The sequence below is a fragment of the Metallosphaera cuprina Ar-4 genome (assembly GCF_000204925.1).
GTDB lineage: Archaea > Thermoproteota > Thermoprotei_A > Sulfolobales > Sulfolobaceae > Metallosphaera > Metallosphaera cuprina.
The window spans coordinates 446,950-464,670 of the sequence record NC_015435.1; the positions used below are offsets into that span (position 1 = coordinate 446,950).

The following is a 17,721-nucleotide window of genomic DNA, read 5'->3' on the forward strand; positions in this document are numbered from 1 at the left end:
TATGAGCGATGAGTGTATAATCGCGAGGATAGTTCTTCTTTCCTTAAAGAAGAAGGAGCTCACCCAGCAGGATATAGCCAACGAGCTTAAGATGTCTCAACAATCAGTATCTAGAAAACTGAAGGAACTTGAAGAGAGGAACCTAATAAGAAGATCTTTGTCCAAAGAAGGGGAAATGATAAGACTAGCAGAAAACGGAGAGAAGCTATTAGAGGACTGTATCTATATGCTAAGATCCACTATAATCTCTTCTCACGTGTTGGAAATAAGAGGGAGGGCAACGTCTGGATTAGGAGAGGGACGCATATTTCTCTCCCTTCCCTATTATATGGAATCGTTCAAGAAGTTTCTGGGGTTTGAGCCGTTCCCTGGTACCCTCAATCTTACTATTTATGATAGAACTTCCCTGGAGAACAGACTTATGCTAGACGTATCAAAGGCTGTAAATATACCAGAACACAAAGAGGAAAACAGAGTGCTGGGAGCGGTGAGGGCGTTCCCAGCCTCGGTTAACGGACTGAAACCTGCTGCTGTGGTTTTCCCACTTAGGAGCGTTCATCCTAAAAGCGTAATTGAGGTGATAGCTCCCTATAATCTAAGAAAGGAGCTTAATATTAAAGATGGTGACGAGGTCTTAATTGAGGCTTACGCGTGATTGCAGTATCTGTCAGCTATCTCCTTAATTATAGACGATGTGCTGCTATGTTTCCATCTATCTATCCTTTGTTCCAACCTTGCTACTTCAACTACCAGACCTCTTTTGGCCAGTTCCTCCTTTAACTTGTTTTCGTCCACATGTTGATCTGGGCCTAGAAATACTATATCAGGTCTCACCCTTTCCACACTCTTCAAGAAATCGTTTTCGTCTCCGAGGAAAGCCTCATGTACATATTTAATGCCTTTAACGACTTCCAACCTCTGATTCTCATCGTTTATCGGCTTACGACCTTTCACTCTTTCAGCGTTCTTATCCCTAGATACTGCAACGTAGACCCTTCCAAGAGACGAGGCTCTCCTAAGGAACTCTATATGGCCTGGGTGAATGATATCAAACGTGCCTCCGACGAACACCTTCTTCTCCTTTGTCCCTTCTATTATCTTCAATGCATCGATTAGTCCCTCAGCGTACACTATATCAACAAGTGCTGTTTCTAGATCTCCCTTCTCTAGATAAAATTTAGCGTCGCTCGTGTATTGCTTGGCGAGGCTTATTACCCTTTGATCTTCTTTTTCAATCTTTTTAAGAGTTTCCTCCATGTTGGCAATGTATTTTACAACCCTGTCTCTTAGATCAGACATCTCAACCCCTCTAACTCCATGTCATATAGGTTTCTAGCTGGAATTATTATAATATGCGGGGGTTTCCCAAATTTTTCGTTTATAGCAGAGCTAATTGTCATTGACCTTATCCTCTCGTCGTCACATCCTAACCTTTCACCTATTATAACTAAGTCCTCTTGTGAGATCGCGTTTTGTTTCATTTCCATCTCCATTTGAACCAGATATTTCAGTGCTAAGTCCGCAGTCATTACTCCGCCCTCCTTCAAGTCCAGATATACCATTGTGTGAAGTCCTTGATCTCTGTTACTTTTTATCACCTTATACGGCGTAACGTCTACCTTACCGAGTGCAGGGAAGGCAACGGTAACTGACTTACCGAATTTATAAGATGATAAAAGCGATTTGGAAATCATATAACAGTGTACTGACATTCCAGGAACTACGATAACTGTATGTCCTCTCTGCCTAGCTCCTACGGCCAAACTAACGTGAGTGGTAGCTATCATCGGATCTCCTATTACGGCAACACCAACGTTTTTCCCTGTATCTAGCAGTTTATATATCTCCTTCTCTCTGTTTTCTAAAACGTCTCTATTGCCAGGTATCACATCCTTACCAGACAATTGCCTAAGTAAATCTTCTGTAATGTCACAACTAATAGATGTGTAAACGTCGGCGTATATCACGTCGGATTTCCTCATAGCGTCTATGGAGGCGTTTGTAAGAAATCTTTTTGAAAGCCCGAGTCCTATAAAGTATATATTAGACATGAACTTTGTATAATGAGGCCAAGATTAAGGGTGTTTATGCTTTATGAAGATCTTAGAGGGATTAGAGATAGAGGAGGACTTGCCTGTATTATACTCGAGACAGCTTAACTCAGTTATCCTCTCTGACGTACATATAGGCTTTGAAGAGGAGATGGCTTCCAAAGGGATTTTCCTCCCTAGAATACAAAAAAAGAGGTTTCTCTCCATCTACAAGAGGGCTCTTAACGTATTCAAGACTAGAAAGATTGTAATTAACGGTGATATGAAACATAAGTTCAACGGTTTAGGTAGGCAGGAAAAGGATGATTTAACCGATATTTTCAAGGACATGAAAGAGAATGGAGTCTCTGTTAGCCTAATTAAAGGTAATCACGACAACTACATCTCATTAGTTGCTGAGAAGTTTGATAACGTTGAATTGCTAGATCAACTAGAGCAAGATAACGTCTACGTATACCACGGCCATCGAGAGGTAGAGATTAAGGAAGGCAAGATTTACGTAATAGGACATGAACACCCTAGGATATCTATAAGGGACAAGTTAGGTTTCTCTAGGAAATTCCCATGTTTTCTAGTTTCTCCGATACAAAACAACTCTTACGTGGTGACTTTGCCAGCACTAGGCGGATATCAATCGGGCAACGATGTCTCTTTAATACACTCAAACTACATGAGCTACCTAATGAGGAAGTATGCAGTTCTAGAGAAGACCAAGCCATTTATAATAATCGAGAATGAAGGAATAATGGAGTTCCCGGAATTAGGTCTACTAAAAAATATTATTTTTTAGACTAAAATGTACATCGTCTCGCGAATATCATAGGAGTACATCTATATCAAGTGAGTCTATAATTTCCTTATATCTGTTCCTTATTGTAACCTCAGTTACTTTTAAGGATTCTGCCATCTCTTTCTGCGTTTTCTTTGTATCAAGCAGCGCGCTGACTAGGTAGACTATTGCAGCGGCGGTAGGTAAATAACCCTTTCCGCTTGTCAAACCAGATCTATAGAGGAGCTCAGCTATCTCAGCAGCTTTAGTCTCCACAGGTTGAGGTAGGTTAGTCTTGCCTACAATCTTTGGAATATATTCTAGAGGTGTGGGAGCCCTGTTAGGATAACTGTTAATTATCTGCTTCTCTGGGCGCGTCAGACCAATATCACTCTTTAACACGAGCTGCACTCTCTCTAAGCAATCCCAAATCGTTTTAGAGCTAGCGTTATACATCTCCTTTATCTCGTTAAGTTGTACAGGTATTCTGTTCATCCTAGCCACATAAAACAACGTTATACCTACAAGCACGTACATGTCTATCCTTCTAGCTAACCCCATCTCAACTAGTCTTCTAATTACAAATGCTGCCTCTTCTTTGACATAGTTAGGTAATCCCATCCTAGCCGCTTCGCCATTAAGTATAGAGAGGAACGTCACAAGCTTCTTGTCTTTTGATGTTACTCTTGATTTGTTTTGTAGCCTTTGAAGTCTGATAACCTTAAGCCTGTCCTTAACCTTCCCACCTCCTATCACCGTAGTGAATCCTTTATCATGAACTCTCTCAGTCACCCCAGACCCGACTCTCCTCTTCTTGTTTCTGTCAGCGGAATCGAATTCTCTCCACTCGGGACCTTGATCAATTATGTGATCCTCGACTACAACTCCGTCATTTTTACATACGTATATACCTCTGCTTGGGTCAAATATTATTTCCTCTCCACCACATACCTGGCACTTCATTATCTCACCTCCTATTCCTCCTAATTTTTTTCACTGGGACTTCGAGAAACAGCTTATCGTATGGCTTCTGGTCTCCTAGAGGCTCAACCAATAAGAACGGTTTAGTAACGTTACCAATCACGTCTAATACCTTTCCTACTCTTCTCCTCTTTGAGTCCACTATAATTAGGCCTGTAGGATCCCTTTTTGAGTAATCGTAATTCTGATCCCCCTCTACTAACCACTTGTTACCTAGAACGATAGAGCGTATTTCCCCTACTGACACAATTTTATTTCCTGTCACAATTTATCTATAGCTAATTCCCTGCACTTATATATAGCACTAGATAATACCGGCGTAAAGAGACGTCGGGATAATACCGGCTTGGGTTGAGGATTACATGATTTTTTATATATATACCTCGACATTTTTCTCTTTCCATTAAATTAAAATAGCTTAGAAATAAATAACATTATTTATAGTTTATTTTATGTGACTAGACTTTAACGAATAAAAACAATTAACCATGTCTATTGCGCTAAAACTAGGAAACAAACGTAGGCCTGGAATCCTCATTTTCCTTAAAGAGTGGACTCTGAACATAGTTGTCTTAGAATGCGCTTGTAGCTATTGCAACTTAATCAACATCAACTATTGATGAAAATGTCATTTCAACTCAATAAAGGATTCTACGGAAAACGTCTGGTCTTAACGCCCTTACTTTTAAAAGACAAAACTAGGAAAGTCTAACTCTAGTTATTTATTGTGAACTAAGGAGAGCGCATGGAACCTATATGGTCCTTAAGCCCCACCGTCCCGTACTCCCCTTGATTAATCGAAGCGCTCCTAGTGGGAAAGCCGCTTCACAGATCGTAAGTGTTACTCCTCTAGGACGTTTATCGCCACTCTTAAGTCCTTATGCCTACAACAGGTGTGGGATTTAGGTTAAATACTAAAACTTTCACAAATTTATCAATATTCAAATCTTTATTCGTTGGAACTGTAGTCAATGACGTTATTTAGAAAAAGTTATTAAAAGAGTATTGATTATGTACCACTAATGAGCAATCCATCAGCAGAGGCGACAGAAGAAAGCGTATATAAGAAGATCTCTGATGTAAGACAAGAGATTAACGCTATTCGTGAAAAGAGATACGCGTATATTGAAGAGATAAGAAAACTGAGACAGAAAAAACAAGAGAAAATTGAAAGGCTTAAGGCAGTAAGGCTTCAGCTCAAGACCGTCTTTGATGAGTATTCATCTAGACTCAATGAGCTGAAGGAGTTGAAGCAGAAGAAGGAACAGATATTTGAAGTAATAAAGGAAATGAGGAAGGAATTCGAGGAACTCAGAAACGCTATGAAGAAGACTCAAGGAATGAACCCTGATCTGCTCGAAAAGAGGATAAAAAGCCTGGAATGGAGAATACAGACCTCTACGTTAACCCTAGATGAGGAGAAGAAGTTAATTCAAAGGATAGCTGATATGGAGAAGAGACTTAACGAGGCTAAAAAGATCCTGAAAATAAAAGAGAAAGGAAACGAGGAGAGAGCTGAATTCCTGGCAAGGAGAATAGAACTGGCCACTATAAGGCAAAAAATTTCAAATCTTATCTCAGAAATAACAGAGAGAAGGAAGACGCTAAAGGCTTTGAAGGACGAGAGGAACAAGCTAGCAAAGGAATTGGATGAGCTCAACTCTCAGATAAATGAAAAGAGCAAGGAGATAGATGAGTTGCAAAAGCAAATCGAAGCTAAGAATAAGGAATTGGATGAGCTGATAAAGAAGAGGAAATCCATGGAACAAGGTTTCACTTCTTCCAGAGCAAATTCAATCGAGTTGATGGAGAAGAAAAAGAAGGTTGCTCAAGAGAAGCTAGAAAAGGGAGAGAGATTAACATTTGAAGAGATATACGCATTATACGGAGATCACCGGGGTAATAATGAAGACGGCGATAATCTACATTGATATTGATGACGACCTTAGTAGAGTAGGTATAACTACGCCTGTAATTGGGGAGAAACAAGCCAAGGAGGCAATTGAGAGCTCTTCCAGATTTTTAGCTCAAGATTCTGATTTTAACACTATGGTATCTGCATTTAACACGTTCTTAAATATGAAAGAGAAGGGTGAAGACGTAGAGATAGTTTTCGTAGCCGGTTCGCAGAGAGGCGGCCTAGACGCTCAGATGACTCTATCTAAGCAAGTGGACGAAGTTATAAGATCGGTTAAGCCTGACCAAGCTATACTGGTATATGACAGTCCCGAGGACGCTAAAGCCATACCTCTAATAGAGAGTAGACTAAAGATAGTAGGCATTGAACGAATTATTGTAGAACAACACAGAGGGGTAGAAGAGACTTACATCCTCCTGGGTAAATATATTAAAAAGCTGGCTACAGAAAGGAGATATTCTAGATTATTTTTAGGTGTTCCTGGAATAATATTACTCAGTTCTAGTCTGTTAGCAATCGGAGGACTAACGGCCTTCGTTTTGCCTACCATTTTACTAGTTATTGGTGGGGCGATGCTAGTGAGAGGATTTGGAGTAGATGACGCCATAGAAAGGTGGTGGGAGAACTCAACCATAATGGTAATAGTATCTATCCTTTCTACCATTTCTATCATTATAGCAATAATAAATGGATATCTCGATGCTACTATGTACAAGACTTTCGATCTAACTTCAGTTTCATCCGTTATTCTTGTAATCTTACCTTACCTAACGTTCTCTATTATAATCCTCTACTCTGGGAAGTTGCTCTCAAGGGCTATATCCAGGGACATAAAGGTGTGGCACGATCTACTCAAGATAATAGCGTCTATTTTAATATATTTCATTTTATCTTCCTTTTTAAAAAACGTACAAAATGGAGCGTACATAATTCAGATACAGTCGTTTTACTTACTTCTGCTCTCTTCGTTTTTACTAATCGTTACTTACTTTGCACTTTCTACAATAGAAAAATATAGATTGAAATCTTAATATTTATTAATAAAACAAAGTTTATCCATGATTGCCTTGATTTATTGTATAACAATTCAGTGACTTTCTAGATGCATTAGGTAAAGTTTTTAATTCGGTCCAAGGTCGGGAAGGAGAGGTTTAAAAAAGCTGGAGTTTATAAAGGAGTATAAAAACTATATATCTGGTGACTCTATATTTCCTCATCACCGGCTTATAAGCCAATAATAAGCATTGAGAACATAGTAGCTACAGTAACTTTAGAGCAAACGTTAGATCTTTATGCTATGGAGAGAAGCGTACCAAACGTTGAGTACGATCCTGATCAGTTTCCGGGTTTGATATTTAGACTCGAAAGTCCAAAAGTGACATCGTTAATCTTTAAATCAGGTAAGATGGTAGTGACTGGCGCTAAGAGCACAGAGGAGTTAATAAAGGCTGTAAAGAGGATCATAAAAAGCTTAAGAAGATATGGAATAAGGATAGGCGGGAAACCTAAGATACAGATCCAGAACATAGTTGCGTCCGCTAACATGCACGTTCATGTCAACCTTGATAAAGCTGCGTTCCTCCTCGAGAATAACATGTACGAGCCCGAGCAGTTTCCTGGTCTCATATTTAGAATGGATGATCCTAGAGTAGTTCTCCTAATATTCAGTAGCGGGAAAATGGTAATAACGGGTGCAAAAAGGGAGGACGAAGTGTATAAGGCTGTGAAAAAGATATTCGATAAATTGGAAGAACTAGATTGCATAAAACCCGTTGAGGAGGAAGAGGAATTAGAAATTTAAAACCTGAGCTCTTAGTAAAGGTTGAGAAACTATGGGTCTGAAGCATAAAAAATATGTTTATGTAGAGATAGATAAAGGCCGTTATGCTAAATTGAAGGTCTTCAATAACAAGGATGAGAACTCTGCTGACAGGTACCTAGTTGAGAACAAGGCCTTTGTTAAGGCTAGTAGGAAAGTCAAGATCTTAAAGCTAGACGACCTTCCTCTGGAAGTAAAGGAAAAGATAAGAGAGATTTTCGGAAAATAAAGGACTGTTTGTCTAAAACGTTTTTAAGTTAGTTCTAGGGATTGTTTTATATCTCAAAGCTTTTCCCATATTAGCTATCTTGATTCCAGATGAGTCTTACGAGCTCTCCCTCACTAAGGAAACGTAATTAGAACCTCCATGTAGTTCTTTCGGTAAGATTTGGTCTAGCCGTTTTACATTTAGATGTCACGAGTAAACAATAGTAAAGTAAATAAGCTGGTAAGTATATATTATAAAATTAGCCAACGCAGGTGTTAATGTTTGGAATCAAAAATTTCTATAGAAAAAGAAGAACTGATTCACAAGAAAATACTAGAGAGCGGAGAAGAAGGGATATCACAACAGGAATTAGCAAGGAAGATGGGATTATCTACAAGAGAGTTAGCTACGATAGTAAAGAAGCTTATTGATAAGAAGATGATAGCAAAGAAGGCTATAAAAGAAAACGGAAAGAGCGTAATAAAATTATATGCCATAAAGACAGTCCAGGAAAGTTACATATACATTAATCTAAATAGCATAGATCAAATACCTTGCTTCACATGTAAATTGCTGTTCAAGTGCGACAATGGAGCTCACGTCAATCCCAGTTCTTGTACAAAATTATCTTCTTGGATTTTATCTATAGTATAAAATTCTTATATTGTTTCATCTAATCTGTTAGGCGAGGTTTTTCATACATTCTATCAGTTGATCAAAGCTTTTTGAAGTCTTGATACCCCTTTCGTCGAAATGCGTTCGCGTTCCGTCTTCTAGACAATCTATTAACCTGTGGGTAGGCGGCATGTTCACCTTAAGCTTAGATGCTAACACGTCGATCCTGTAATAGGGACCCATTCCGTTTTCTGAGATCAGGCTATCTAATAGTCTCTTTACAGAGTTAGGGTTGTTAATTTGAGGAGCCTTATCTAGTCTTTCTTTCATACGATTTAGGAAATCAATACTGTTCAGCTTACCAATCCAGGCTGGTCCATATGCGTTGACTTCGCCTCCACACATAGGGCATTTAACTTGACATTCCTTATCCATAAAGGAGAACCCACAATTTTGACATTCGTATAACATACCTATCTGCTCTAATGCCTTATCAGCTCGCTTAGCTCCATCAACAGTTTTTACAAATAGTCTATAATAGTAATCCTTATAGAAAGAAATTAGAGGTAAGATACCCTTCTCCTGTACTGCAGCCTCTCTAGCTATCTTGGCTAACAACACTCTTAAACCCGCTTCCTTAGAGTAGTTAAGCCTCTTCCCAGACGCACCGTACTTTCTATTACACGCTGTAATTGATTTTCCCTCTAATGCAGACAAGTCGGTAGCTGTAACGCCTAATACGCCCTTCCTCCTCAATGAGGATAACGCCGCGAATAAGAAGGGAGCAGGAGATCCGAAAGGGTCTAGGTCTGTATAATCAACTTTAAGCTGGTGCATAATAGAGTTGGCGTCTGCTCTCATTATTTTATAATTGGTTATTCTGTTTAATTCTATGTTCTTAGATATTAGTTCTATTGCTACAGGATTCTTATCGTTAAATATTACCTCTCCATTTACACCACCCTCTAGTACGAACCTTATCCCTCTTATTCCTGTAGCTGCCATTGCATCGAGAACGCTTGATGGAGATATAACAGAAACTGCTAATACGCTAACGTCTCTATTAAAGACCATCCTAGGGTTATAAAATACAGGCGACCACGCAGGATCAAATTTCCCTTCCCTTGAGAACTCCACCGGATCTGGAATTAGAATCTTTGCCTTACCTTCAGTTATCTCTGTCAATCTCATTGCTTAGGCTATCGATTGTTTCAGATGTAAAAATTTTAAACCCATCCTTTTCAATCCTTTTAGCAGTTGAGCTCGTTCTAGCAACGACAAGTAACTCAGATTCCAGCTCTGTAGCTACCTTAAGAGCCTCTCTCAGTTTCTTCTCAAGTAGCTCTTGACTTTTGGGCTCCACCGTAATGAGGACTTTCTTAGATTTTTTTGAAGCTACCACATCCACAGGTGCGAACTTAATAGAGGTGGAGGCGAATCCTGCTTCTGTTAAATTCTTAGCAATCCTAGCGCTTATGGTCTCTGAGCGCTGGTTTTCATCTACCTCCAATTTCGGTATCATGTTTTCGCACACATCGCCTATCACTTCCTCCCCAAACAGATCTATCAGTTTCTCAGCCACCTCTATGGAAACGTCTGATTCTCCATTCTCGTAATCGTAAATTGTTTTCCTTGTAACACCTAGAAGCTTTGATAGATCGCCCATACTGTAATTCATCTCAGTCCTCTTCCTCCTAAGTACATCGGACCTGATCTTTATGAAGATACCTCCTCTTGTCCTATATATGTAAATCCTTTCTCCTCTGATAGCCTTTGCAAGCCCTTCTACTGATAGGCCTACTACGTTATCCTTTCCTATTGCTATGTCCTCTTCAGTATCTTCAGTAACAAGGATGGGTATATCACCGACCACCGCAGAGAAGTTCCTCAAGTCCTTAGTCTCGTCCTTGGAGGTCCTTTCCACGCTTATCTTTATGAGGAAACGTCTCTGTTTATTTTTAGCTATTATATCTATAGATTTTCTATTTTTCTCCGGATAGTCTACTATAGTATAACTAACTCCCTCTCTATTCAATACGCTTAATACGTCCCCAAATATATCAGGTATCATTTTAGATACCTTCCTTTTCGTCTACTCCGGAAATACTATCATAACCAAGGGTAATAAATATTAATGATTTAAATTTCCTTAAAAGAGTCTCTATCTGCCCCACTGAAATTACTTTTTCTGACGAGTTCAAAACGTATGAGAGCGCCTTTCTATCCCATTCTGATCCATTTAACGAATATTCTCCAGGAGACTGAAGCTTGATTATAATGAATGGGATCCTAACCATAGACCAAAGATATAGAGGTATCAAATCTGAGAGCGTCTTTATTTCATCTGGATCGAACTTATGTTTCAATCCGTTATTTAAAGAGATCTCAAGTTTACCATCTAGGGCTTCCTTAAGGGATACATATTCGGCTGGCATAGAGTCGAGGACGTCCTTAAGCCCTAATTCAAATATCTTATCGAACAAAGGTCTAGCCCTTGTATTTGGCTAAAACCATAGCGTGATCCTTATCGTATGGATTTAGGTTAAGTATCTGTATAACGTCGAGTCCTTCGGCTCTTAACTTATCCGCCTCATTCTTGAATATCTCTGATGGATCTTTAGTCACATCTATGCTTCTAGCCTTGATCGCCAAGAGTAAATGCCCTCCGTCTTTCAGAAAGTACCTAGCGTTATAAATAGCTATATCCGTCTGATCTGGCTGAGCTATATCAACGTATAGGACGTCCGAGTCCTCAACGAGGGGAGCGAAACTGTGTGGAAATCTAGCGTCGGCTAATATCGGAAAGAGATTGGGCCTGTGTTGTGCTACCAATATGAGCTCTCTCACTACTCTCGGAGAGAACTCCACGCCATATACTTTTCCATCGATCTCGACGATATCCGAGATGTGACTAGGGGTAGTCCCTGATGCTGCACCCAGGTAAAGTACCTTAGAGCCCTTTTTAACGGGGTTCTCCTTTAGACCCTTTAGTATTGCACCGGCTAACTTGCTTCTAAAGGCGTTCCATTCCCTATACTCTATACCGTCGTAGTTAACCGTCCTCTCTCCGTAAACTGTGAATCCTTTAGCCAGGTTCTTAGTACACAACCTTACCGTACCGTCCACATAAACGCATTCGTACACGTTTTCCATTTGGGTCGTTTTAACAGTCTCAAGTAATTCTGACATAAGTTATTCACCTTCTTTTTCCTTTTTTCCCCTTTTTATGTTCTCGTTTCTCCGGCTTGCCCTCGCTCCTGGCGGGCTGAGGCTTTTTAGGAGGAGGTTGAGCGTATTTAGTTTTGATCTCCTCGATCCTCTTATTGACCTGTTCTACCAGTTGTGTTCCAACGAATCTGCCGCTATATGCGTCTATCCTTGAGGCTATAGCCAACTTAGCAGCCAATGCCCTAGCTATCTTCCCTCTTTGCCACCTGGGGGATACGTGAATGGCTGGAAACTGAAATATTATGCCGTGTTTTGGGGGTCTGCTACCGCTTTTCAGTGCCCTAAAGAGCGCCTTTTCTGCTCCTAATACCTGGATCGTGCTAGCGGGCATCTTGGAGAGCTCCTCTAAACTCCCTGCCAAACTTAATAACCTCGCGCCTAGGGTAGGCCCTACTAACTCTGTAACGTTAGGCGAGACCTCCCTCATAATGGAGTCGAGGTAGTCATAGAGAGATGACCTGAGCTTGTACAGTGCTAATATCGTGTTAGCTAAGTCCCTTATGGAATTTATATCGGCCTCTGAGATATCAGCCCCTATGCTCTTCTTAGCTGCGTCGACCAGCTTCTTGGCCCTCTGCTCGTTTATACCTAAATGTTCAAGGGCCTCATACGTTATACTGTCCCTATAGCCTAGGTTATACACTATCCTAGCGTACTGTTCGTGATCCTCAATTAGCTTATCCACTTCAGGGAAATGTATGCTGTACCATTCTCTAAGCCTCTCGGAGAACAAGTTTATTGTCTTGTCTATATCATCTATAGCTCTAATGGCTTGAATTGCCAGCAAGTCTCTCTTTTGTGCAGCTTTCCTTAATTTCCTCCTTGTGTACTCCAAAGAAACCTGATAAAGGAAGCTGTACAGATCGCCCGGACTCTCAACGAACTTGCTCTTTACAGCAAGATCTACCAGAGAGGTCCTTAAAGCCTTAGCCCCCACGTGATGAGGTTTAGACGTAACTTTAATGCCGAGGCTTTGCATCCTAGCGCTTTCCGTCTCACTTTCTATAACTATTTCAGTCGGATTAAGTTTCTGAATCAACTCTAACGTCGAAGGCATAGGTTCGCCCTTCTCGACGTTTATGATAGTATCAACTACTTTACCAAGCTCTTTTGGATTCAGAACGTAATCTACTAGGTTACCGGATTCGTCGAACGCGAACGATCCAATAGCGTGCTCTGCCAAATAAATTTTCATTGAGTTAAGCCCACAACTAGGTAAAGCTCTAAGTTTAAATGTCTTGTTTTGTGATATAATAGTGATCTGATATGCCATCTCACGGTTCGTTAACAAAGGCTGGTAAAGTGAGGGGACAGACCCCTAAGATACAAGCTAAAGAGAGACATAAGGAAGTTCCCAGAGTTAGGAACAGAACAGAGTATGAGAAAAGAGTTCTTAAGCAAACCGCTCAGAGGCCACAAAGGGCACCCAGAAGAATGTAAGATTTTTTAAATATTTTCCCTTATACACCTTAAAATGTTAGAAGGATATCGAGGCAGAGCTCTTCATGTTCTAGCTTCTATAAACGCTGATGTAGGAGACGTGATTGAGTTAAATAGCGATAAAGTTCATCTAAGAGGAATTCTAATGCCTTCTTACTCTAAGGATGACTCGATAGTTGTTCTGAAACTTGATAATGGATATAACGTGGGGTTCTCCGTTGACAAGGTGAAAGTAAGCCTTGTTGAGAGAAGCAGTAAGAAGGAACCTGAAAAAACAGAATCGAATAAGCCAGGTAAAGTGAAAATAATCAGCACCGGAGGAACTATAGTGAGCAAAGTGGAATACGAAACAGGTGCTGTGAGACCTGCCCTAACCACAGAGGAGATTATAAAATTCGTACCAGAGATTCAAGACATAACGTCAATCTCTGCCAACGTTTTATTCAGCATTCTTAGTGAAAATATGAATCCGAAGTTCTGGGTCAAGATAGCCGAATCTGTTAAAAGGGCTTTCGAAGAAGGTAGTGAAGGAGTTGTCGTAGCTCATGGAACGGATACCATGAGCTACACGGCCTCCGCCCTCGCCTTCTCTTTAAATGTCTTACCAGGGCCGGTAGTACTAGTAGGGTCCCAAAGGAGTAGCGACAGACCTAGCAGCGATTCTGGAATAAACCTAGTCTCGTCTGTTCTTTTGGCTAATCAAGCTCCCTTCGGAGAGGTTGTAGTTAACATGCATGGAGAAAGCTCGGACACTTACACGTTAGCCCATAGGGGAGTAAAGGTGAGGAAGATGCATACTAGCAGGAGAGACGCCTTTCAGTCCGTGAACGACTTACCGTTAGCTAAGGTTATTTGGAAGGAAAAATTAGTTAAACTCCTTAGAACAGACTATAGAAGGAAATCAGATCATATTGAGATGAACGCTAAGTTTGACGAGAGAGTGTTCCTTTTAAAGTTCTACCCTGGATTAAAGCCTGACATAGTTGAGTTGCTTCTATCTGCCGGATATAAGGGAATAATAGTTGAAGGAACTGGGCTAGGTCACACCTCATCTGAGTTTCAGGAGGCCTTCAGGAAGGCTACAAAGGAAGGTGTATTTGTAGGAATGACGTCACAGTGTCTCTTCGGGAGAGTCAACATGAACGTCTATCAAACTGGGAGGATATTACAACAAGCAGGCGTTATTCCTTTAGGAGACATGTTACCAGAAGTTGCCCTGGTTAAGCTTATGTGGGTCCTAGGTCAAACCGATGACCTTGAGCAAATAACTAAGATCATGTTGAAAAACGTTGTTGGAGAATATAACCCTAGGCACTTACTAGATCATTTCCCAAGGTGGAAACATGAGTGAATATAAAAGTCTAGGATTAAAGGTCGGCCTAGAGGTTCATCAGCAAATAAACACTCCGATCAAGCTTTTCTGTGAATGTCCTACATCTCTAGAAGAAGATAATCAGGCAATGATTGAAAGATATCTGAAACCTGTGGTCAGTGAGCTAGGTCAGGTGGACGTGGCGGCCTTCTTTGAGTGGGAGAAGGGGAAAAAGATCGTTTATGAGGTTCCAGGGAGATCTAGTTGTCTTGTTGAATGCGATGAGGAACCTCCTCATCCTATTAATATAGACGCAATAAAGCTAGGATTGGCTATGACGCTGGCGTTCAACGGAGAACCTATCGATGAGATCTTCGTAATGAGGAAAACCGTGATAGATGGTTCAAACACTTCAGGTTTTCAGAGGACTGCGATAGTTGGGCTTGGTGGACATATCAAAGATATAGAGGGGGAGATAAGTATACAGACAATCGCTATTGAAGAGGACGCAGGAAGGAAACTTGAAGATGCACCGGAATACGTAAAGTATAACCTTGACCGATTAGGGATCCCACTGATAGAAATTTCTACCGGTCCGGACATAAGGTCTCCTGAACAGGCTAAAAGGGTGGCGCTGACTATAGGCCAGATGCTTAGGTTAACCGGGAAAGTTAAGAGAGGACTTGGTACGATCAGGCAAGATCTAAACGTTTCCATTAATGGGGGAGTTAAAACTGAGATAAAAGGGGTTCAAGAGCTCGATCTTATACCCAAGATCATAGAGAATGAGGCTAAGAGACAAGTTGAACTTCTAAAGATAAAGGATGAGTTGAACTCCAGGATCACGAAGGAAGAGTTCGTCAGAAGAGCTTTAGAAATGGATCTCACTAAGCTCTTCATATCGTCTAAAAGTAGGCTAGTTCAATCCGAGCTCAGGAAAGGTGGGAAAGTTATGGGTGTCCTAGCTCCAGGATTCAAAGGTATTTTAGGAAGACAACTGATGCCTAACAGAAGGTTCGGAACCGAGATTTCAGACTACGTTAAGGCTTTGGCTGGATTGGGAGGAATATTTCACTCCGATGAGCTCCCCAACTACGGAATAACCGAGGAAGAGGTCAGAGACGTAGAGAAGGAATTGGGACTAAAGGAAAACGATGGGTTCGTTATTGTGGTGGGACCTGAGGAGAGAATCAGGAAGGCTTTGCAAGTTATCAAGGATAGACTAGCTCAAGCATTTGATGGGGTACCCAAAGAAACTAGATCTGCAAATGAAGATGGGACAAGTAAATTCATGCGTCCGCAACCTGGTTCAGCGAGAATGTATCCAGAAACTGATGTACCTTCTATATTGTCCAGGGAACTTTTAGATGAGGCTAAGAAAATCATGCCGCCTACCCCAGAAGAGAAACTTAAGATCTTGATGAGTATAGGTCTGAACGAGGAGCTTGCAAAACAGATATTAAACAGCCCGCGTCTAGATTTCTTCGAGACGCTAGTTCAGAAGTACTCTAATGTACCTCCTACAGTTATAGCCACAACGCTTGAGAACACATTGAAGTATGTCAAATCACAAGGAGGTAACGTTGATAAGATCTCTGACGAGGATATAGAGACGTTAATAGCTAGTTTAAGCGAGGGAAGTATCAGCAAGGACTCCTTATCCCAGATACTTTTAGAGTATTGCGCACCTAACTCGTCTTCCGATCTCAAATCCATCATCTCCAAGTATACAACTATGTCCGATGAAGAGATAGTTAAGATAGTTAAAGAGGTGATAGTCCGGTACAGAGAGGAGGTAAAGGAGAAAAGGGAAAAAGCTTTCAGTCTTCTCATGGGAAGGGTTATGGAGAAAGTTAGAGGAAAGGCAGAAGGGAAAAAGGTAGCAGAAATAATAAGGCAAGTAATGAAAGAGGAGTTAGGATGACGAGTTACCCCCGAACCTGATGGGTGAAGAGAAGGCATTTGTCTGACGGTGTATTGATGTTATTTCTAGGTCTTAAACCAGGAAGTAAGGTTCACTTGGATCAGGCCCTCCTATCTGTGGAGCAGCTTCCCCAGATGGCTAAGATATTAAACCTCTCTTTAGAGTGGGAAAACAATCTCAACCTTCACGGTCCCGACGGAAGTGAGGTTAGGGTCCACGGTAGGGGAAACGTTTTAGAGGCCACCTCACCACTACTTCAAGGCTTCATGCCTTGGAGTTTCGAACCTCTCAATTCTGAGTCTCTCAAATCTTTAACTAAAGACCTCATACCTTGCGAAGAGGGAGAAGGATATATCAACCCATCCCCATGGGAAAGGGTAATAGATGACCAAAGGAAAGTAACGCTAGGGCCTGGGGAGATAGGCCCTGGGAAAGTGGAGGAAAGGACAGATCTAGCGGAAAACCTGGACACGAACATGTTCAACGGGTTCTTCTATCATCTCAACCCATTCTATATTTCCGCATTAGGTTTGAGAGATTTCGTTTCAATTAAGACTCACATGCTTTCCATTCAGGGATATTCCACCTCTTACACTCTAGTCTCTGCCAAACCCTTTTTAGCAACGTTTCAAAACGGTAAGGTCAAGTTGGACGGAGAGGCTTTAGTAATCAAGACGAAGATGTGGAAAGAAGCTAAACCTCACAGGCTTTTGTGGAACTCCATAAATCCTGTAATAAGCTTGGATTGTAAACCGAAGTATAAGGTCTCTCTGATAAAGATCGAGCCCTCTTCTGTTGTACCTCTTCACTTGGAATATAGGGGCATCTTAGAGATAGGACTTATCAACATGGACGACAAGCCCGTAGTCTCTACTGTGTATCTTCCAGCTAGAATATCTAGAGCGTCCGTAACCGACCCAAGAGACATGAGCGACGAGAACTTAGAGCCAGAGTTCGATAGAGTGAGAGTTCCAATAAGAAGGTGGGGAATAATCTTATTGAAACTCGAAGTTAAGAAACTATTGGAAGGACTGCTAAAGAAAAAGATTATTTCAACATGACGTTCGTCTCGTATAAGCAAGAAGGAAGAGAAATCCCGTTTCTCTTCAACGACTTCTTCCCTTCCGCACAGAGTATACAGTAGTAACTCGATAACTGAGTGGAACCAGGGGATGCGCTCATCTTCTCAACCAGATCACTTATCATCTCCATTAACCTAGGATCTTTCTCTATTATGCTTTTAACTGCCTTTCCTCTCTTACCGTTCATATAGTTAGCTATAGCCGCTGGCGTGACTCCCATCATTATTGCGGCCCTATATAGTGGATAGCCTTTATCTTTAACCAACTTGGTTGCTATTATAGACCTCATGGCAGGTAGCAATTCCTTCACTGAATATTCGCAAGGAGGAGCCAAAGACATACTGCTTACCATTTATCTATTCTAGGTACATGTA

At 41.0% G+C, this 17,721-nt stretch carries 21 protein-coding genes; 11 read left to right on the plus strand and 10 right to left on the minus strand.

The features are described from left to right. The first annotated feature begins 1 nt into the window (after position 1). Positions 2 to 655 (plus strand): DUF120 domain-containing protein, encoded by a 654-nt coding sequence (locus MCUP_RS02505; RefSeq protein WP_013737096.1) that lies wholly within the window; start codon positions 2 to 4, stop codon positions 653 to 655. Here the strand turns inward: MCUP_RS02505 and MCUP_RS02510 are convergent. After that, entirely contained in the window at positions 646 to 1,299 is a 654-nt protein-coding gene (locus tag MCUP_RS02510) for a DUF357 domain-containing protein (protein ID WP_013737097.1), read from the minus strand. The two genes, MCUP_RS02505 and MCUP_RS02510, sit on opposite strands and share 10 nt — an antisense overlap. After that, the gene (dph5, locus tag MCUP_RS02515; RefSeq protein WP_013737098.1) at positions 1,287 to 2,051 is read right to left on the minus strand and encodes a diphthine synthase; all 765 of its coding nucleotides are present in this window, start codon (positions 2,049 to 2,051) and stop codon (positions 1,287 to 1,289) included. Before dph5 ends, MCUP_RS02510 begins: the two co-directional genes overlap by 13 nt. Positions 2,052 to 2,094: 43 nt before the next feature. Here dph5 and MCUP_RS02520 point away from each other — a divergent pair, with 43 nt between their 5' ends. Beyond that, positions 2,095 to 2,841, plus strand: coding sequence for a metallophosphoesterase (locus tag MCUP_RS02520; RefSeq protein WP_013737099.1), 747 nt, complete (start codon positions 2,095 to 2,097; stop codon positions 2,839 to 2,841). Positions 2,842 to 2,868: 27 nt separating this feature from the next. Here the strand turns inward: MCUP_RS02520 and MCUP_RS02525 are convergent, their stop codons facing one another. Then, positions 2,869 to 3,783: a transcription initiation factor IIB gene (locus MCUP_RS02525; RefSeq protein WP_013737100.1), complete on the minus strand. Its 915-nt coding sequence runs from the start codon at positions 3,781 to 3,783 to the stop codon at positions 2,869 to 2,871. A gap of 4 nt (positions 3,784 to 3,787) precedes the next feature. Continuing rightward, positions 3,788 to 4,048, minus strand: coding sequence for an H/ACA ribonucleoprotein complex subunit GAR1/NAF1 (locus MCUP_RS02530; protein WP_237698010.1), 261 nt, complete (start codon positions 4,046 to 4,048; stop codon positions 3,788 to 3,790). Between the two features lie 775 nt (positions 4,049 to 4,823). Between MCUP_RS02530 and MCUP_RS02535 the strand changes: the two genes are divergently transcribed. The 5 genes from MCUP_RS02535 (at position 4,824) to MCUP_RS02555 (ending at position 8,400) form a co-directional block, all read left to right on the plus strand. Beyond that, positions 4,824 to 5,732, plus strand: a complete 909-nt coding sequence (locus MCUP_RS02535) for a coiled-coil protein (protein WP_013737102.1) — start codon at positions 4,824 to 4,826, stop codon at positions 5,730 to 5,732. Then, positions 5,707 to 6,750, plus strand: coding sequence for a DUF373 family protein (locus tag MCUP_RS02540; protein WP_013737103.1), 1,044 nt, complete (start codon positions 5,707 to 5,709; stop codon positions 6,748 to 6,750). Before MCUP_RS02535 ends, MCUP_RS02540 begins: the two co-directional genes overlap by 26 nt. 206 nt (positions 6,751 to 6,956) lie before the next feature. After that, complete coding sequence (locus tag MCUP_RS02545) at positions 6,957 to 7,520, plus strand: TATA-box-binding protein (protein WP_083808559.1); 564 nt, start codon at positions 6,957 to 6,959, stop codon at positions 7,518 to 7,520. A 31-nt stretch (positions 7,521 to 7,551) separates the two neighbouring features. After that, the gene (locus MCUP_RS02550; RefSeq protein WP_013737105.1) at positions 7,552 to 7,767 is read left to right on the plus strand and encodes a DUF5622 domain-containing protein; all 216 of its coding nucleotides are present in this window, start codon (positions 7,552 to 7,554) and stop codon (positions 7,765 to 7,767) included. A gap of 261 nt (positions 7,768 to 8,028) precedes the next feature. Continuing rightward, positions 8,029 to 8,400 (plus strand): winged helix-turn-helix domain-containing protein, encoded by a 372-nt coding sequence (locus MCUP_RS02555; RefSeq protein WP_013737106.1) that lies wholly within the window; start codon positions 8,029 to 8,031, stop codon positions 8,398 to 8,400. Positions 8,401 to 8,427: 27 nt separating this feature from the next. Here the strand turns inward: MCUP_RS02555 and MCUP_RS02560 are convergent, their stop codons facing one another. Genes MCUP_RS02560 through MCUP_RS02580 form a run of 5 tightly spaced genes read right to left on the minus strand, consistent with a single transcriptional unit; the run spans position 8,428 to position 12,784 of the window. Next, complete coding sequence (locus tag MCUP_RS02560) at positions 8,428 to 9,552, minus strand: tRNA (guanine(10)-N(2))-dimethyltransferase (RefSeq protein WP_048057401.1); 1,125 nt, start codon at positions 9,550 to 9,552, stop codon at positions 8,428 to 8,430. Then, the gene (locus MCUP_RS02565; RefSeq protein ID WP_013737108.1) at positions 9,530 to 10,432 is read right to left on the minus strand and encodes a helix-turn-helix domain-containing protein; all 903 of its coding nucleotides are present in this window, start codon (positions 10,430 to 10,432) and stop codon (positions 9,530 to 9,532) included. The genes MCUP_RS02560 and MCUP_RS02565 overlap by 23 nt, the downstream gene beginning before the upstream one ends. Before the next feature lies 1 nt (position 10,433). Next, positions 10,434 to 10,844 carry a DUF61 family protein gene (locus MCUP_RS02570; RefSeq protein WP_013737109.1) on the minus strand — a complete coding sequence of 137 codons (411 nt, stop codon included), beginning with the start codon at positions 10,842 to 10,844 and terminating at the stop codon, positions 10,434 to 10,436. A gap of 4 nt (positions 10,845 to 10,848) precedes the next feature. Beyond that, positions 10,849 to 11,550 carry a fibrillarin-like rRNA/tRNA 2'-O-methyltransferase gene (locus tag MCUP_RS02575; protein WP_013737110.1) on the minus strand — a complete coding sequence of 234 codons (702 nt, stop codon included), beginning with the start codon at positions 11,548 to 11,550 and terminating at the stop codon, positions 10,849 to 10,851. A gap of 7 nt (positions 11,551 to 11,557) precedes the next feature. Next, the gene (locus MCUP_RS02580) at positions 11,558 to 12,784 is read right to left on the minus strand and encodes a hypothetical protein (protein WP_013737111.1); all 1,227 of its coding nucleotides are present in this window, start codon (positions 12,782 to 12,784) and stop codon (positions 11,558 to 11,560) included. Positions 12,785 to 12,855: 71 nt separating this feature from the next. Here MCUP_RS02580 and MCUP_RS02585 point away from each other — a divergent pair, with 71 nt between their 5' ends. From MCUP_RS02585 to MCUP_RS02600, 4 genes are read left to right on the plus strand one after another with little or no spacing between them, the layout of a single operon-like run. Continuing rightward, a complete protein-coding gene (locus tag MCUP_RS02585) occupies positions 12,856 to 13,029 on the plus strand; it encodes a 30S ribosomal protein S30e (protein ID WP_013737112.1) in 174 nt (57 codons plus the stop codon). Between the two features lie 34 nt (positions 13,030 to 13,063). Then, positions 13,064 to 14,380, plus strand: coding sequence for a Glu-tRNA(Gln) amidotransferase subunit GatD (gene gatD / locus MCUP_RS02590; protein WP_013737113.1), 1,317 nt, complete (start codon positions 13,064 to 13,066; stop codon positions 14,378 to 14,380). Then, entirely contained in the window at positions 14,373 to 16,265 is a 1,893-nt protein-coding gene (gene gatE / locus MCUP_RS02595; RefSeq protein WP_013737114.1) for a Glu-tRNA(Gln) amidotransferase subunit GatE, read from the plus strand. The genes gatD and gatE overlap by 8 nt, the downstream gene beginning before the upstream one ends. A 38-nt stretch (positions 16,266 to 16,303) precedes the next feature. Beyond that, positions 16,304 to 17,326, plus strand: coding sequence for a hypothetical protein (locus tag MCUP_RS02600; protein ID WP_013737115.1), 1,023 nt, complete (start codon positions 16,304 to 16,306; stop codon positions 17,324 to 17,326). On the opposite strand, the gene MCUP_RS02605 is transcribed toward MCUP_RS02600, so the two are convergent. After that, positions 17,313 to 17,687, minus strand: a complete 375-nt coding sequence (locus MCUP_RS02605; protein ID WP_048057402.1) for a transcriptional regulator — start codon at positions 17,685 to 17,687, stop codon at positions 17,313 to 17,315. The two genes, MCUP_RS02600 and MCUP_RS02605, sit on opposite strands and share 14 nt — an antisense overlap. Between the last annotated feature and the right edge of the window lie 34 nt (positions 17,688 to 17,721).

Coding starts and splice junctions, on each gene's coding strand:
- gatE (WP_013737114.1), top strand. CDS start 14,373: ATGAGTGAATATAAAAGTCTAGGATTAAAGGTCGGCCTAGAGGTTCAT.
- MCUP_RS02525 (WP_013737100.1), bottom strand. CDS start 3,783: ATGAAGTGCCAGGTATGTGGTGGAGAGGAAATAATATTTGACCCAAGC.
- MCUP_RS02520 (WP_013737099.1), top strand. CDS start 2,095: ATGAAGATCTTAGAGGGATTAGAGATAGAGGAGGACTTGCCTGTATTA.
- MCUP_RS02585 (WP_013737112.1), top strand. CDS start 12,856: ATGCCATCTCACGGTTCGTTAACAAAGGCTGGTAAAGTGAGGGGACAG.
- MCUP_RS02605 (WP_048057402.1), bottom strand. CDS start 17,687: ATGTCTTTGGCTCCTCCTTGCGAATATTCAGTGAAGGAATTGCTACCT.
- gatD (WP_013737113.1), top strand. CDS start 13,064: ATGTTAGAAGGATATCGAGGCAGAGCTCTTCATGTTCTAGCTTCTATA.
- MCUP_RS02550 (WP_013737105.1), top strand. CDS start 7,552: ATGGGTCTGAAGCATAAAAAATATGTTTATGTAGAGATAGATAAAGGC.
- MCUP_RS02580 (WP_013737111.1), bottom strand. CDS start 12,784: ATGAAAATTTATTTGGCAGAGCACGCTATTGGATCGTTCGCGTTCGAC.
- MCUP_RS02540 (WP_013737103.1), top strand. CDS start 5,707: ATGAAGACGGCGATAATCTACATTGATATTGATGACGACCTTAGTAGA.
- MCUP_RS02575 (WP_013737110.1), bottom strand. CDS start 11,550: ATGTCAGAATTACTTGAGACTGTTAAAACGACCCAAATGGAAAACGTG.
- MCUP_RS02565 (WP_013737108.1), bottom strand. CDS start 10,432: ATGATACCTGATATATTTGGGGACGTATTAAGCGTATTGAATAGAGAG.
- MCUP_RS02560 (WP_048057401.1), bottom strand. CDS start 9,552: ATGAGATTGACAGAGATAACTGAAGGTAAGGCAAAGATTCTAATTCCA.
- MCUP_RS02535 (WP_013737102.1), top strand. CDS start 4,824: ATGAGCAATCCATCAGCAGAGGCGACAGAAGAAAGCGTATATAAGAAG.
- MCUP_RS02505 (WP_013737096.1), top strand. CDS start 2: ATGAGCGATGAGTGTATAATCGCGAGGATAGTTCTTCTTTCCTTAAAG.
- MCUP_RS02510 (WP_013737097.1), bottom strand. CDS start 1,299: ATGTCTGATCTAAGAGACAGGGTTGTAAAATACATTGCCAACATGGAG.
- dph5 (WP_013737098.1), bottom strand. CDS start 2,051: ATGTCTAATATATACTTTATAGGACTCGGGCTTTCAAAAAGATTTCTT.